This is a genomic window from Rhodococcus sp. NPDC054953, from assembly GCF_053609225.1.
The window spans coordinates 117,687-132,435 of the sequence record NZ_JBSGXD010000007.1 but is presented as its reverse complement, the minus strand read 5'-3'; the positions used below and the strand labels follow the sequence as shown (position 1 = coordinate 132,435).

The 14,749-nt window shown below is 69.8% G+C and carries 14 protein-coding genes; all 14 read left to right on the top strand.

Annotated features, from left to right (window positions below):
- Positions 1-37: 37 nt before the first annotated feature.
- The 14 genes from ACWF62_RS07600 to nuoL all read left to right on the top strand — a co-directional run bounded on the left by ACWF62_RS07600 (position 38) and on the right by nuoL (position 14,749).
- Positions 38-1,660: a long-chain fatty acid--CoA ligase gene (locus ACWF62_RS07600; protein WP_378508513.1), complete on the top strand. Its 1,623-nt coding sequence runs from the start codon at positions 38-40 to the stop codon at positions 1,658-1,660.
- A 60-nt stretch (positions 1,661-1,720) separates the two neighbouring features.
- Positions 1,721-2,110: an Rv3143 family two-component system response regulator gene (locus ACWF62_RS07595; protein ID WP_378508512.1), complete on the top strand. Its 390-nt coding sequence runs from the start codon at positions 1,721-1,723 to the stop codon at positions 2,108-2,110.
- 317 nt (positions 2,111-2,427) lie between these two features.
- Positions 2,428-2,814 carry an NADH-quinone oxidoreductase subunit A gene (locus tag ACWF62_RS07590; protein WP_378508511.1) on the top strand — a complete coding sequence of 129 codons (387 nt, stop codon included), beginning with the start codon at positions 2,428-2,430 and terminating at the stop codon, positions 2,812-2,814.
- 80 nt (positions 2,815-2,894) lie between these two features.
- Positions 2,895-3,449: a NuoB/complex I 20 kDa subunit family protein gene (locus ACWF62_RS07585; RefSeq protein ID WP_378508510.1), complete on the top strand. Its 555-nt coding sequence runs from the start codon at positions 2,895-2,897 to the stop codon at positions 3,447-3,449.
- Positions 3,446-4,204, top strand: a complete 759-nt coding sequence (locus ACWF62_RS07580; protein ID WP_378508509.1) for an NADH-quinone oxidoreductase subunit C — start codon at positions 3,446-3,448, stop codon at positions 4,202-4,204. The genes ACWF62_RS07585 and ACWF62_RS07580 overlap by 4 nt, the downstream gene beginning before the upstream one ends.
- The gene (nuoD, locus tag ACWF62_RS07575; protein WP_378508508.1) at positions 4,204-5,514 is read left to right on the top strand and encodes an NADH dehydrogenase (quinone) subunit D; all 1,311 of its coding nucleotides are present in this window, start codon (positions 4,204-4,206) and stop codon (positions 5,512-5,514) included. Before ACWF62_RS07580 ends, nuoD begins: the two co-directional genes overlap by 1 nt.
- On the top strand, positions 5,511-6,218 hold the full coding sequence (gene nuoE / locus ACWF62_RS07570; RefSeq protein ID WP_378508507.1) for an NADH-quinone oxidoreductase subunit NuoE: 708 nt from the start codon (positions 5,511-5,513) through the stop codon (positions 6,216-6,218). Before nuoD ends, nuoE begins: the two co-directional genes overlap by 4 nt.
- Positions 6,215-7,525, top strand: a complete 1,311-nt coding sequence (gene nuoF, locus ACWF62_RS07565; protein WP_378508506.1) for an NADH-quinone oxidoreductase subunit NuoF — start codon at positions 6,215-6,217, stop codon at positions 7,523-7,525. Before nuoE ends, nuoF begins: the two co-directional genes overlap by 4 nt.
- Positions 7,522-9,948 (top strand): NADH-quinone oxidoreductase subunit G, encoded by a 2,427-nt coding sequence (locus ACWF62_RS07560; protein WP_452629760.1) that lies wholly within the window; start codon positions 7,522-7,524, stop codon positions 9,946-9,948. Before nuoF ends, ACWF62_RS07560 begins: the two co-directional genes overlap by 4 nt.
- The gene (gene nuoH, locus ACWF62_RS07555) at positions 9,945-11,228 is read left to right on the top strand and encodes an NADH-quinone oxidoreductase subunit NuoH (protein ID WP_378508504.1); all 1,284 of its coding nucleotides are present in this window, start codon (positions 9,945-9,947) and stop codon (positions 11,226-11,228) included. The genes ACWF62_RS07560 and nuoH overlap by 4 nt, the downstream gene beginning before the upstream one ends.
- Positions 11,225-11,794: an NADH-quinone oxidoreductase subunit NuoI gene (gene nuoI, locus ACWF62_RS07550; RefSeq protein WP_378508503.1), complete on the top strand. Its 570-nt coding sequence runs from the start codon at positions 11,225-11,227 to the stop codon at positions 11,792-11,794. The genes nuoH and nuoI overlap by 4 nt, the downstream gene beginning before the upstream one ends.
- A complete protein-coding gene (locus ACWF62_RS07545) occupies positions 11,791-12,576 on the top strand; it encodes an NADH-quinone oxidoreductase subunit J (RefSeq protein WP_378508502.1) in 786 nt (261 codons plus the stop codon). Before nuoI ends, ACWF62_RS07545 begins: the two co-directional genes overlap by 4 nt.
- Positions 12,573-12,872 carry an NADH-quinone oxidoreductase subunit NuoK gene (nuoK, locus tag ACWF62_RS07540; protein WP_378508501.1) on the top strand — a complete coding sequence of 100 codons (300 nt, stop codon included), beginning with the start codon at positions 12,573-12,575 and terminating at the stop codon, positions 12,870-12,872. Before ACWF62_RS07545 ends, nuoK begins: the two co-directional genes overlap by 4 nt.
- Positions 12,872-14,749 carry an NADH-quinone oxidoreductase subunit L gene (gene nuoL, locus ACWF62_RS07535; protein ID WP_452629757.1) on the top strand — a complete coding sequence of 626 codons (1,878 nt, stop codon included), beginning with the start codon at positions 12,872-12,874 and terminating at the stop codon, positions 14,747-14,749. Before nuoK ends, nuoL begins: the two co-directional genes overlap by 1 nt.

Below are 14,749 nucleotides of genomic sequence, written 5' to 3'. Positions count from 1 at the left end.
CACAATGGTCGCTCACGACCCGAGCAAGGAGTGACCCATGTTGAGCACGATGCAAGACGCCCCCCTGTCGATCGCGCAGCTGCTGCGCCACGGTGCCACGGTGCACGGCGGTGCGGAGGTCGTGACGTGGACCGACGCCGGGGCTCGGCGCCGCAGCTACGCCGAGGTGGGTCGGCGCTGTGCTGCCCTGGCGCACGCCCTGCGCGATCTCGGCGTCACCGGGGACCATCGGGTCGCGACGTTCATGTGGAACAACGCCGAGCATCTCGAGGCGTACCTGGCCGTGCCGTCGATGGGCGCGGTGCTGCACACCCTCAACATCCGGCTCTTCCCGGAGCAGCTGGTGCATGTCGCGAACCATGCCGAGGATCACGTGATCATCGTCGATCCGACGCTGATTCCGCTGCTTGCCCCGCAGTTGCCGCAGCTGCGCACGGTCCGGCACGTGATCGTCACCGGCGACTCCACCGCCGGACTGGAGGTGCCCGACGGGGTGCAGCTGCACGCATACGAGACGCTGATCGACGGCAGGCCGACGGACTTCGATTGGCCGGAGCTCGACGAACGGGCTGCGGCCGCAATGTGCTATACCTCCGGCACCACCGGTGACCCGAAAGGTGTTGTCTATTCCCACCGTTCGATCTACCTGCATTCGATGCAGGTGTGCATGACGGACGGCCCGGGGCTGCAGCAGGGGGACCGCGCGCTGGCGGTGGTGCCGCAGTTCCACGCGATGTCGTGGGGCCTGCCGTACGCGGCCTTCATGATCGGGGCGTCGCTGATCATGCCGGACCGATTCCTGCAGCCTGCCCCGCTCGCCGAACTGATCGCGGCGGAACGTCCCACTTTCGCGGCGGCGGTCCCGACCATCTGGTTGGGCCTGCACCAGCATCTGGAGGCGCACCCGCAGGACATCTCGTGCATGCGCGAGGTGCTGATCGGCGGCTCCGCGGTGCCGCCGTCGCTGATGCACGCGTTCGCGGACGACCACGACGTCCAGGTGCTGCACGCCTGGGGCATGACCGAGACCTCCCCGCTCGGATCGGTGGCCCGTCCGCCCGCCGATGCCGCGGGCGACGAGCGGTGGCGCTACCGCTACTCCCAGGGCCGCTTCCCGGCGTCGGTGCGGGCCCGCCTGGTCGACGATGCGGGCGCGCCGGTGCCGCACGACGGCGCGTCCATCGGTGAGGTGGAGGTCCGCGGCCCGTGGATCACCGGGTCCTATTACGGTGTCGACGCCGCGGACAAGTTCGACGACGGCTGGCTCCGCACCGGCGATGTCGGCACGATCACCCCGGACGGCTACCTCACCCTCACCGACCGCACCAAGGACATCATCAAGTCCGGTGGCGAGTGGATCTCCTCGGTGGACCTGGAGAACGCCGTGATGGGTCACCCGGATGTCCTCGAGGCCGCCGTCATCGGCATCCCCGACGAGAAGTGGGACGAGCGTCCCCTCGTCGCGGTGGTGCTCCGTGAGGGCAGCGCCACCACCATCGACGGTCTGCGCCAGTACCTTTCGGAGAAGGTTGCCAAGTGGCAGCTGCCGGAGAACTGGACCGTCCTCGGCGAGGTGCCCAAGACCAGCGTCGGCAAGTTCGACAAGAAGCGGCTGCGCTCGCAGTTCCGCGACGGTGGCCTGGAGGTCACCCGGGTCTGATCGACCGGAGCGGGCCGCGCCTGACCCGGCGTGGCCCGCTCCGCCGGTAGCATCCCGCGGATGAGTGGCAATCGCCTGCAGGTCCTCGTCTACAGCGACGACGCGAACACGCGGGCACAGGTCGTCAGCGCGCTCGGCACCCGACCGCATCCGGACCTGCCGGAGGTCGAGTGCATCGAGGTCGCGACCGCACCGGTCGTGGTGCGCCGACTCGACGCCGGGGACATCGCGATCGCGATCCTCGACGGTGAGGCAACCCCGGCCGGTGGGATGGGCCTCGCCAAGCAGCTCAGGGACGAGATAGCGCACTGCCCCCCGATCGTCGTCCTGACCGGCCGCGCCGACGATGCGTGGCTCGCACGATGGTCGCGTGCCGAGGCGAGCGTCCCGCACCCAATCGACCCGATTCGCCTGACCGACGAGGTCGTCGCGCTGCTCCGCGGCCGCTGAGGGACCGTCGACCAGCATCGGAGTGTCGTGGCTCACACCGGTGCGCGGGCGGGGGTATGTTCGGCTCCAGGGAGAGGACATGGCCGGGTCACGCACCCGACGGTCCGCTCCGAGTGGCTGTGGAACGTGCGGTGTGCCGTGCGGTCGCGGCCGCGGGACAGCTCGCGGGAAGTGCATGCATCGGACCAGGGAGCAGGTCATGAGGCGGGTCGAGCAGGACGGGCAACGGGATCGGCACACTGCCGGTCGGCGTCCGGGTGCCGCCCGCGCCGGCATGATCCGGCGGACACTCCAGCGGGGAGAGGAGCCAGGAGGCCGTGAACGTCTACATTCCGATCCTGGTGCTCGGCGCGATCGCGATCGTGTTCGCACTGTTCTCGGTTCTGGTGGCGTCGATCGTCGGGCCGCGGCGCCTGAACCGGGCGAAACTGCAAGCGTACGAATGCGGTATCGAGCCGACGGCGCAACCGGACCGGCACGGCAGCGGGATCGGCGGTGCGACCGGGCAGCGGATCCCGGTGAAGTACTACCTGACCGCGATGCTGTTCATCATCTTCGACATCGAGATCGTCTTCCTCTACCCGTGGGCGGTGCACTTCGATGCGCTCGGCGTGTTCGGGTTCAGCGCGATGGCCCTGTTCGTCGTCAACGTCTCCGTCGCCTACGCCTACGAGTGGCGGCGCGGCGGACTGACCTGGGACTGACCGGACATCTCCGACCACCCGGGACGGATGCCGGTGCGACACACCAGGTCCGGATCGAGTAGGAAGTCGAGGCGACACGGATGGGGCTCGAGGAAAAACTGCCCGGTGGGTTCCTGTTGACGACGGTCGAGTCGATCGCTGGCTACGCACGCAAGGGATCCCTATGGCCAGCGACCTTCGGTCTCGCGTGCTGTGCGATCGAGATGATGGCCACCAGTTCCGGTCGCTATGACCTCGCCCGATTCGGCATGGAGGCCTTCCGCGCCTCCCCCCGGCAGGCCGACCTGATGATCGTCGCCGGCCGGGTCAGCCAGAAGATGGGGCCAGTGCTGCGGCAGGTGTACGACCAGATGGTCGAGCCGAAATGGGTACTGGCGATGGGGGTCTGCGCCTCGTCCGGCGGAATGTTCAACAACTACGCGATCGTGCAGGGCGTCGATCATCTGGTCCCGGTCGACATCTACCTGCCCGGCTGCCCGCCCCGCCCCGAGATGCTGCTCAACGCGATCATCGCGCTGCACGAGAAGATCGCGCAGATGCCGCTCGGGGTGAATCGGGAAGCGGCGGTGCAGGCCGCCGAGGCGGCCGCCCTCGCGGCCACCCCGACCATCGAGATGAGGGGGCTGCTGCGGTGACGGCGGACTCGCCGGAAGATCGGGCCGAGGGCCGGGTCGACGCGGAGGCGACGGCAGGGCCGGAGGGGAGCCCGCCCGCCGACGAATCCACCAGGCCCGATGTGATCGACGTCCGGCAGGGGATGTTCGGTGTCCGCGGCACCGGCGACACCTCCGGATACGGGCGCCTGCAGCGACCGGTGACCCTTCCTCCCGGCACCACCCGCCCGTTCGGTGGCTGGTTCGACACCGTCGCCGACGGACTCGACATGGCGCTGACCGAGGCCGGGGTGCCGCCGGGGGAGGCGATCGAGAAGGTCGTCGTGTTCCGCGACGAACTCACCTTCCACGTCCGGGCCAGACACCTGCCAGCGGTGGCACGCGCGTTACGGGACACTCCCGCACTGCGTTTCGAGATGTGCCTCGGTGTGAACGGTGTGCACTACCCGCAGGACTCCGGCCGGGAACTGCACGCCGTGTATCCGCTGCAGTCGATCACCTGGGGGCGCAGGCTTCGGCTGGAGGTGGCGGTGCCGGACGCGGACCCCCACGTGCCGTCGCTGTACGCCGTCTACCCGACCAACGACTGGCACGAGCGGGAGGCGTACGACTTCTTCGGCATCGTGTTCGACGGGCATCCGGCGCTGACCCGGATCCAGATGCCGGACGACTGGCAGGGCCATCCGCAGCGGAAGGATTACCCGCTCGGCGGTGTCCCGGTCGAGTACAAGGGGGCGCGGATCCCGCCACCCGATCAGCGGAGGGGGTACAGCTGATGAGCGGCGTTAGCGGCGACCCGATCGGCACCGTCTACAGTGCAGGCGGGCAGGATTGGGATGAGATCGTCGGTGCGGCAGCGCAATCCGGTGACGAACGGATCGTCGTCAACATGGGCCCGCAACATCCGTCGACGCATGGGGTGCTGCGGCTGATCCTCGAGATCGAGGGGGAGACGGTCACCGAGGCGAGGTGCGGGATCGGCTATCTGCACACCGGCATCGAGAAGAACCTGGAGTACCGCAGCTGGATTCAGGGGGTCACCTTCGTGACCCGGATGGATTACCTGTCCCCGTTCTTCAACGAGACCGCGTACTGCCTGGCCGTCGAGAAGCTGCTCGGCGTCACGGACCTGATTCCCGAGCGCGCCACCGTGATCCGGGTGCTGCTGATGGAGCTGAACCGGATCGCCTCGCACCTGGTCGCCCTGGCGACCGGCGGCATGGAGCTCGGTGCGGTCACCGCGATGCTGTTCGGATTCCGGGAACGGGAGCTGATCCTGGACGTGTTCGAGAAGTTCACCGGGTTGCGGATGAACCACGCCTACATCCGCCCCGGCGGCCTTGCGCAGGACGCGTCCGACGGCGCCATCGCCGCGGCGCGGGAGCTGCTCACCATTCTCCCGAACCGGTTGCGGGACATGGAGTTGATGCTCAATGAGAACCCGATCTGGAAGGCTCGGACCAAGGGCGTCGGCTACCTCGATCTGACCGGGTGCATGGCGCTCGGCATCACCGGACCGATCCTGCGCGCCACCGGCCTGCCGCACGACCTGCGGCGCGCCGAACCGTACTGTGGCTACGAGACCTACGACTTCGACGTCGTCACCGACAGCGGCAGCGACTGCTACGGCCGATATCTGATTCGGATCCGGGAGATGCGGGAATCGGTGAAGATCGCCCGGCAGTGCCTGGACCGGCTGCGGCCCGGCCCGGTCATGCTCGACGACAGGAAGATCGCCTGGCCGGCGGACCTCGCGCTCGGGCCGGACGGGCTTGGCAATTCGGCCGAACACATCGAACACATCATGGGCACCTCGATGGAGGCGCTGATCCACCACTTCAAGCTGGTCACCGAGGGCTTCCGGGTGCCTGCCGGGCAGGTGTACGTGGCCGTCGAGTCGCCCCGCGGCGAGCTGGGGGTGCACATGGTCAGTGACGGCGGCAGCAGACCGTACCGGGTGCACTACCGCGACCCGTCGTTCACCAACTTGCAGGCGGTGTCGGTGATGTGCGAGGGCGGCATGGTGGCGGACGTGATCGCCTCGGTGGCCAGCATCGATCCCGTCATGGGCGGGGTGGACCGGTGACCGCGGCGCACGGGTACCCGGCGGAGGTCCGGGTTCGGCTCGAGGTGGACGCCAAGGAGATCGTCGGCCGATACCCGCAGGCGCGGTCGGCGCTGCTGCCGCTGCTGCACCTGGTCCAGTCGGAGGACGGCCACGTCACCGCAGCCGGGATCGAATTCTGCGCCGCCCAAGTGGATCTCACGGCCGCGGAGGTGTCGGCGGTGGCCACCTTTTACTCGATGTACCGACGCAGCCCCACCGGGGACTACCTGGTCGGGGTGTGCACGAACACACTGTGCGCGGTGATGGGTGGCGACGCGATTCTCGACCGGCTCCGCACTCATCTCGGGCTCGACCCGGGACACACCGCCGCCGACGGCACCGTCACCCTCGAACACCTCGAGTGCAACGCGGCGTGTGACTACGCGCCGGTGGTGATGGTGAACTGGGAGTTCTTCGACAACCAGACGCCCGAGACGGCCGTCGAGTTGGTGGACACCCTGCGCGCGGGGGGCACGGCGATCCCGGTCCGCGGCGCACCACCGTGCACGTTCCGGGAGACCGAGCGGATCCTCGCTGGGTTCCCCGACCCCCGTCCGGACGCGGTGGATGCCGGCGCGGCCGGGGACGCCACCCTTGCCGGGCTGCGGGTTGCGAACGAACGGGGCATGCGGGCACCGGATCCCGCACCCGGGCCGGGCGCGGAGGGGGCGGAGCCGTCATGACCCTGACCCCGGTCCTGAGCCGCTACTGGGACGAGCCCCGATCGTGGACGCTCGAGACGTACCTGCGCCACGACGGCTACCGGGCACTGCGGACCGCGCTGGGGATGGACCCCGATGCGGTGATCGACGCGGTCAAGGCGGCGGGCCTACGCGGACGCGGCGGGGCGGGCTTCCCGACCGGGGTGAAATGGTCGTTCATCCCGCAGGATCGGGACGGAGCCGATGCCGCCCCGCACTACCTGGTGATCAACGCCGATGAGTCCGAGCCGGGCACCTGCAAGGACATGCCGCTGATGCTCGCCACCCCGCACGCCCTGATCGAAGGGGCGATCATCGCGGCGTATGCGATCCGCGCCGGGCAGGCATTCATCTACGTCCGCGGCGAGGTGCTGCCGGTGCTGCGCCGCCTGCAGACCGCGGTCACGCAGGCGTACACGGCCGGGTATCTCGGACGCGACATCCTCGGCAGCGGGGTCGACATCGACATCGTCGTGCACGCCGGGGCAGGCGCCTACATCTGCGGCGAGGAGACCGCGCTGCTCGACTCCCTCGAGGGCCGGCGCGGCCAGCCCCGGCTGCGGCCACCGTTCCCCGCGGTCGCGGGCCTGTACGCCAGCCCCACCGTCGTCAACAACGTCGAATCCATTGCGAGCGTGCCGCCGATCCTGCTGCACGGACCGGACTGGTTCCGGTCGATGGGCGGCGAGAAGTCGCCGGGATTTACGCTGTACTCGCTGTCCGGGCACGTGACCCGGCCGGGACAGTACGAGGCGCCCCTCGGGGTGACGCTGCGCGAACTGCTCGACTGTGCAGGCGGGGTGCGGGCCGGGCACCGGCTCAAGTTCTGGACCCCGGGAGGGTCGTCCACACCGCTCTTCACCGACGCGCACCTCGACGTGCCCCTGGACTACGAGGGTGTCGTCGGCGCCGGGTCGATGCTCGGCACCAAGGCGCTGCAGATCTTCGACGAGACGACCTGCGTGGTGCGGGCGGTGCTGCGCTGGACCCGGTTCTACGCACACGAATCCTGCGGCAAGTGCACCCCCTGCCGTGAGGGCACCTACTGGTTGGTGCAGGTGATGGAACGGATGGAGGCGGGCAACGGCACCGCGGCGGACCTGGAGACCCTTCTCGACATTGCCGATGGTGTCGCTGGAAAGTCGTTCTGCGCGTTGGGGGATGCCGCCGCGAGTCCGATCACGTCCTCGTTGACGTACTTCCGCGAGGAGTACCTGGCGCACTTCGAGCACGGTGGGTGTCCGTTCGATCCGGCGCTGTCCGAACTGACCACGGGGGGGACGCGATGACCGCCGACGAGCACCCCGCCGACCCGGTGACGCTGACGATCGACGGGGTCGAGGTCCGGGTCCCGAACGGCACCCTGGTGATCCGGGCGGCGGAACTGGTCGGCATCCAGATCCCGCGGTTCTGCGACCATCCGCTGCTCGAGCCGGTCGGGGCGTGCAGGCAATGCCTCGTCGAGGTGGAACTGCCGGGGCGCGAGCCCGGGGCGCCACCGGTGCGGCAACCGAAGCCGATGGCGTCCTGCACGATCGCCGCCACCGACGGAATGATCGTGCGCACCCAGCTCACCTCGCCCGCGGCGGACCGGGCGCAGCGCGGTGTGATGGAGATGCTGCTGATCAACCATCCACTGGACTGCCCGGTGTGCGACAAGGGCGGCGAGTGCCCGCTGCAGAACCAGGCGATGTCCAACGGCCGCAGTGAAACCCGCTTCGACGGCACCAAACGCACCTTCCCGAAGCCGATCCCGCTGTCCACCGAGGTCCTGCTGGACCGCGAGCGGTGTGTGCTGTGCGCCCGATGCACCCGCTTCTCCCAGCAGATCGCGGGCGACCCGTTCATCGACCTCCTCGAACGGGGTGCCCAGCAGCAGGTCGGGATCGGTGCGGGAGAGCCGTTCGAGTCCTACTTCTCCGGCAATACCGTGCAGATCTGTCCCGTCGGTGCCCTGACCGGAGCCGCGTACCGGTTCCGTGCCCGCCCGTTCGACCTGGTGTCCACGCCCAGCGTCTGCGAGCACTGCGCGTCCGGGTGCGCGCAGCGCACCGACCACCGGCGCGGCACGGTCCTGCGTCGCCTCGCGGGCGACGATCCCGAGGTCAACGAGGAATGGAACTGCGACAAGGGTCGGTGGGCGTTCGGCTATGCGACCTCCGACGACCGGCTGACCACCCCGCTGGTCCGCGGTGCGGACGGTCGCCTCGCACCCGCCTCCTGGTCGCAGGCGCTCGCGGTCGCGGCCCGCGGCCTGCGGGAGGCGGCGGGGGTTGGGGTGCTGCCCGGTGGTCGTCTCACCATCGAGGACGGCTATGCCTACGCGAAGTTCGCGCGAATCGCCATCGGCACCAATGACATCGACTTCCGGGCTCGGCCCCACTCCGCAGAGGAGGCGGCCTTCCTCGGCGCCAGGGTCGCGGGGCGAGGGCTGGGCGTCACCTACGCGGATCTCGACCACGCCCCGGTCGTGCTGCTCGTCGCGTTCGAACCCGAGGAGGAATCCCCGATCGTGTTCCTCCGCCTGCGGAAGGCGGTGCGCCGGTCGGGGACCGCGGTGCACGCGGTCGCCCCGTACCGGAGTCGCGGGCTGACGAAGCTGTCCGGTCGCCTGGTGCAGTCCGGGCCGGGCGGCGAGGCGGAGGTGCTGCGCACGCTCGGGGACGGCGACCTGCTCACCGCGCCGGGGACGGTGCTCCTGGTCGGCGAACGCGCCGCCGACTCACAGGGAACGCTCACCGCGGCAGTGGAACTGGCCGACCGCAGCGGGGCGCGGCTGGCCTGGATCCCCCGCCGCGCGGGGGAGCGGGGTGCGCTCGAGGCCGGTGCCTTCCCGACGCTGCTGCCCGGCGCGCACCCGGTCGCCGACCAGACGGCCCGGCGCCGGGTCGCGGCCCGCTGGAGCGTCGACGATCTGCCGGAGACGCTGGGCCGGGACACCGCGGCGATCCTGGACGCCGCCCGATCCGGCGCGCTTGGCGCGCTGGTGGTCGGTGGACTCGAGGTCGACGACCTCCCCGACCCGGCTGCCGCACGGGACGCGATCGCGGCCGCGGCGTTCGTGGTCTCGCTCGAACTCCGACGCAGCGACGTCACCGACCTCGCCGACGTCGTGTTCCCGGTGGCCCCCGTCGCCGAGAAGGACGGCAGCTTCGTCGACTGGGAGGGCAGGGACCGCCCCTTCCCCGCGGCCCTCATCGGGGGGACCGCCATCCCGGATCATCGGGTACTGCACGCGCTCTCGGCGAGCCTGGGGCGGCCGATCGGGCTGCCCGACGTCGCAACCGCACGCGCCGAACTCCGCGCGATCGGCCGATGGGATGGGGCGCCGGTGGCGGCCCCGGCGGCGGCCGGGGTGCCGCCGCGCCTGCCGGGACCGGGGCAGGCGGTCCTGTGCGGCTGGCGGCAACTCCTCGACTCCGGTCGGCTGCAGGACGGCGAACCGCACCTCGCTGGCACCGCACACGCCCCGGTGGCGCGGATCTCCGCGGACACCGCAACCGAGATCGGCTGCCGCGACGGTGACCCGCTCACCGTCAGCACCGACCGTGGCACCGTCACCCTGCCCGTCGCGGTCACCGATATGCCCGAGCGGGTGGTGTGGCTGCCGATGTATTCGCCGGGCAGCGCCGTCCACCGCGACCTCGGTGTGTCCGTGGGCGCCGTGGTCCGGATCCGACCGGCCCGAGTGCACGGTGGGGAGGCGCGATGACGCCGCTCCTCGCCGCGGGCAGCGACCTGTCCGCATTCGGCCGCGACCCGTGGTGGCTGGTGGTCGGGAAGGCGTTGGCGATCTTCGTCTTTCTGATCCTGACGCCGCTGGTCGCTCTCCTCGCCGAGCGCAAGGTGATGGCGTGGATGCAGATGCGGGTCGGACCGAACCGGGTCGGCCCCCGCGGCACCCTGCAGTCCCTCGCGGACGGCATCAAGCTCGCCCTCAAGGAGGGCATCGTCCCCGCCGGGGTGGACAAGCCGGTCTACCTGCTGGCCCCGATCATCGCGATCGTCCCCGCGATCATGGCGTTCGCGGTGATCCCGTTCGGCCCGGAGGTGTCGGTGTTCGGGCACCGCACCCCGCTGCAACTGACCGACCTGCAGGTCGCGGTCCTCTACGTGCTGGCGGTCACGTCGGTCGGGGTCTACGGAATCGTCCTCGCCGGCTGGGCGTCCGGGTCGACGTATCCGCTGCTCGGCGGCCTACGGTCGACCGCCCAGGTGATCTCCTACGAGGTGGCGATGGGCCTGTCGTTCGCGGCGGTCTTCCTCGACGCGGGCACCATGAGCACCTCCGGCATCGTCGCGTCCCAGGTCGGAACCTGGTATGTCTTCCTGCTGCTGCCCTCGTTCCTGATCTACGTGACGTCGATGGTCGGGGAAACCAACCGCGCACCGTTCGACCTGCCGGAGGCGGAGGGGGAACTGGTCGGCGGCTTTCACACCGAGTATTCGTCGCTGCGGTTCGCGATGTTCATGCTCGCCGAGTACATCAACATGGTCACCGTGTCGGCGCTCGCGACGACGCTGTTCCTCGGCGGCTGGCACGCGCCGTGGCCGATCAGCATCTGGGACGGCGCGAATTCCGGCTGGTGGCCGGTGCTGTGGTTCACCGCGAAGGTCTGGGGCTTCCTGTTCGTCTTCATCTGGCTGCGCGCCACCCTGCCGCGGCTGCGCTACGACCAGTTCATGAACCTCGGCTGGAAGGTACTGATCCCGGCGTCGCTGCTGTGGGTGATGCTGGTGGCTGCGGCGCGGGCCCTGCGGCTCGCGGGCCACGACGTCGCCACCACCTCGATCGTGCTCGCAGGCGGGATCGTCGGCGTTGCGTTGATCGCGGTGATCGCGCGGGCGCTGCGGCACCGCCGAGGGGGTGCCGCGGCGCCACAACAACAACCGGAGCCGCCGTTCGACCCGATGGCGGGTGGCTTCCCGGTGCCGCCGCTGCCCGGCCAGACCCTGCCCGGCCACGATCATGCCGTTGGAGGTCCACGATGACCGGATTCCTCGACGCCCTCGCCGGTTTCGGCGTCACCTTCGGGACGATGTTCAAGAAACCCAACACCGAGTTCTACCCCGAACAGAAGCCGCCGACCGCCCCCGGCTACCACGGACGGCACCAGCTGAACCGGCACCCGGACGGGTTGGAGAAGTGCATCGGCTGCGAACTGTGCGCCTGGGCCTGCCCGGCCGACGCGATCTACGTGGAGGGCGCCGACAACACCGAGGACGAACGATTCGCCCCCGGCGAGCGGTACGGCAGGGTGTACCAGATCAACTACCTCCGGTGCATCGGATGTGGGCTCTGCGTCGAGGCCTGCCCGACCCGGGCCCTGACGATGACCGACGCGTACGAAGAACTCGTCGACGACAACCGCGCCGACCTGATCTTCGGCAAGGACCGGCTGCTCGCGCCGCTGCAACCCGGAATGACCGCCCCTCCCCATCCGATGGCGCCGGGCAGCACCGACGAGGACTACTACCGCGGCACCATCACCCCCCGTGAGTCCTTTCGGCCCACACCGGGACCGGAAGGACTCACGGGCGAGGGGGCGGACTCGTGACGGCGGGCGGTGCGCTGGCGGCCGCCGTGCTCGCAGAACCGCTGACGCGGACCTCGGACGGGGAGGCCGTGCAGTTCTGGATCCTCGGTGCGCTCTGCGTGATTGGTGCGCTCGGCGTGGTGTGTGCTCCGAAGGCGGTGTACTCGGCGATCTTCCTTGCGATGACGATGATCATCCTCGCGTTCTTCTACATTGCGCAGGAGGCGCTGTTCCTCGGGGTCGTCCAGATCGTCGTCTACACCGGCGCGGTGATGATGCTGTTCCTGTTCGTCCTGATGCTGATCGGTGTCGACTCGTCCGACTCGCTGGTGGAAACCCTTCGCGGACAGCGGGTTGCCGCCGCCGTCGCGGGCATCGGCTTCGGCGTTCTGCTGATCGGCGGAATCGGCAGCGTGACGGTGTCCACCTTCGCCGGGCTGCCCGACGCGAACGTCGCTCCCGGTCCGGACGGCACGCTCGGCAACGTGCCCGCGCTGGCGGAGCTGATCTTCCTGCGGTATGTGTGGGCCTTCGAGCTGACCGGTGGCCTGCTGATCGTGGCGACGATCGGCGCGATGGTGCTCGCCCACCGGGAACGGATCGACCCCAAGCCGGACCAGAGGGCGCTGGCGGAGCAGCGGTTCCGGGACGGCGGCCAGGTCACCCCGCTCCCGAGCCCCGGCGTCTACGCCAGGCACAACGCGGTCGACATGGCGGCCCTGCTCCCGGACGGTTCCCCGGCACCCGGGTCCGTCAGCGGCATCCTCACACCCCGGCGGAGCAAGAAGGAGGGGGAGCGGTGAACCCGGAGAACTACCTGTACCTGTCGGCGCTGCTGTTCACCATCGGCGGCGCCGGAGTGTTGCTGCGCCGCAACGCGATCGTGGTGTTCATGTGCATCGAACTGATGCTTAACGCGACGAATCTCGCATTCGTGACGTTCGCCCGCATGCACGGCAACCTCGACGGGCACGTGTTCGCGTTCTTCACGATGGTCGTCGCCGCCGCCGAGGTGGTCGTCGGGCTGGCGATCATCATGGCCATCTTCCGCACCCGCCGGTCGGCCTCGGTCGACGTCGCGAATCTCCTCAAGTTCTGATGACGGCCGGAATCTGGCTCCTCGTTGCCCTGCCCGCGGCAGGTGCCGCCGCGCTGCTGCTCGTGGGCAGGCGCGGCGACCGGTGGGGGCACCTGCTCGGGTGTGCCACCGCGATCGCGTCGTTCGTGGTGGCGCTCGCACTGTTCGCCGGGATGCTCGGCCGCGACAGCGCGGACCGCGCTCTGCACGAAACCCTGCTGCGCTGGGTTCCGGTCGCGGGGCTGCGGGTCGATTTCGGGCTCCAACTCGACGAGCTGTCGGTGTGCTTCGCGCTGCTGATCACCGGTGTCGGGTCGCTGATCCACGTCTACTCGGTCGGGTACATGGCTGCCGACCCGGGGCGGCGGCGGTTCTTCGGATACCTGAATCTGTTCCTCGCCGCGATGCTGCTGCTGGTGCTCGCCGACAACTATCTCGGCCTGTACCTGGGCTGGGAGGGCGTCGGTCTCGCGTCGTACCTGCTGATCGGCTTCTGGCAGCACCGGCCGAGCGCCGCAGCGGCGGCGAAGAAGGCGTTCGTGGTGAACCGGGTCGGCGACATCGGGCTGGCGGTCGCGTTGATGATCATGTTCGCGACGTTCGGCACCCTCTCCTACTCCGGCGTGTTCGGCGGTGTCGACGACGCGGGCCAGGGCACCGTCACGGCGCTCGGACTGATGCTGCTGCTCGCCGCGTGCGGCAAGTCCGCGCAGGTGCCGCTGCAGTCGTGGCTCGGGGACGCGATGGAGGGCCCGACCCCGGTGTCCGCGTTGATCCACGCCGCGACGATGGTGACCGCCGGCGTCTATCTGATCACCCGGTCCGGCGCGATCTTCGATGCGGCACCCGCCGCCCGCGCGGGCGTGGTGATCGTCGGTGCGGTCACCCTACTGTTCGGCGCGATCATCGGCTGCGCGAAGGACGACATCAAGAAGGCGCTCGCCGCGTCGACGATGAGCCAGATCGGGTACATGGTCCTCGCCGCCGGGCTCGGCCCCGCCGGATACGCGTTCGCGATCATGCACCTGCTCACCCACGGCTTCTTCAAGGCCGGCCTCTTCCTCGGTGCCGGGTCGGTGATGCACGCGATGAACGACGAGGTCGACATGCGCCGCTACGGCGGGCTGCGCATCGTCATGCCGATCACGTTCGCCACCTTCGGGTTCGGCTACCTCGCGATCATCGGGATTCCGCCGTTCGCCGGGTTCTTCTCAAAGGACAAGATCATCGAGGTCGCGTTCGGTGCGGGCGGTGTGCCGGGGCTGCTGCTCGGCGGTGCCGCGCTGCTCGGCGCCGGGATCACCGCGTTCTACATGACGCGGGTGATGCTGATGACCTTCTTCGGGACACGCCGATGGCGCAGCGACGCGCACCCGCACGAGTCGCCTGCGGTGATGACCGGGCCGATGCTGCTGATCGCGATCGGGTCGGTGTGCTCCGGCTTCCTCCTTGCCACCGGGGGAGCGTTGCAGGGGTGGCTCGCGCCCGTCGTCGGGGAACACCATGCCGACCTCCCGGTCCCGGCCTGGACGATCACCCTCACCACCCTCGCGGTGGTGCTGGTCGGGATCGCGATCGGGGTCCGCCAGTATGCGGGGGCCCGGATCCCGGTCGAGGCTCCGGCGGAGGTGTCGGCCGTGACGGTCGCCGCGCGCCGCGACCTGTACGGCGACGCCGTCAACGAGGCGGTGTTCATGCGGCCCGGTGCTGCCCTCACCCGGGCGTTGTCGGTCGTGGACGACCGGGGGGTCGACGGGGTCGTTGCCGGGGTCGCGGGCGGCGTCGCGGGAGCATCGACGCGAGTCCGCAAGCTGCAGAACGGATTCGTGCGGACCTATGCGGCCTACATGTTCCTCGGCGCGGCCGCGGCGGTCGCGATGCTGGCGTTGGTGAGGTGA

What these genes read in the sequence shown, in the direction of transcription:
- ACWF62_RS07600 (WP_378508513.1), top strand. Translation starts at nt 38, where the DNA reads ATGTTGAGCACGATGCAAGACGCCCCCCTGTCGATCGCGCAGCTGCTG.
- ACWF62_RS07595 (WP_378508512.1), top strand. Translation starts at nt 1,721, where the DNA reads ATGAGTGGCAATCGCCTGCAGGTCCTCGTCTACAGCGACGACGCGAAC.
- ACWF62_RS07585 (WP_378508510.1), top strand. Translation starts at nt 2,895, where the DNA reads ATGGGGCTCGAGGAAAAACTGCCCGGTGGGTTCCTGTTGACGACGGTC.
- nuoD (WP_378508508.1), top strand. Translation starts at nt 4,204, where the DNA reads ATGAGCGGCGTTAGCGGCGACCCGATCGGCACCGTCTACAGTGCAGGC.
- nuoF (WP_378508506.1), top strand. Translation starts at nt 6,215, where the DNA reads ATGACCCTGACCCCGGTCCTGAGCCGCTACTGGGACGAGCCCCGATCG.
- ACWF62_RS07560 (WP_452629760.1), top strand. Translation starts at nt 7,522, where the DNA reads ATGACCGCCGACGAGCACCCCGCCGACCCGGTGACGCTGACGATCGAC.
- nuoH (WP_378508504.1), top strand. Translation starts at nt 9,945, where the DNA reads ATGACGCCGCTCCTCGCCGCGGGCAGCGACCTGTCCGCATTCGGCCGC.
- nuoI (WP_378508503.1), top strand. Translation starts at nt 11,225, where the DNA reads ATGACCGGATTCCTCGACGCCCTCGCCGGTTTCGGCGTCACCTTCGGG.
- nuoL (WP_452629757.1), top strand. Translation starts at nt 12,872, where the DNA reads ATGACGGCCGGAATCTGGCTCCTCGTTGCCCTGCCCGCGGCAGGTGCC.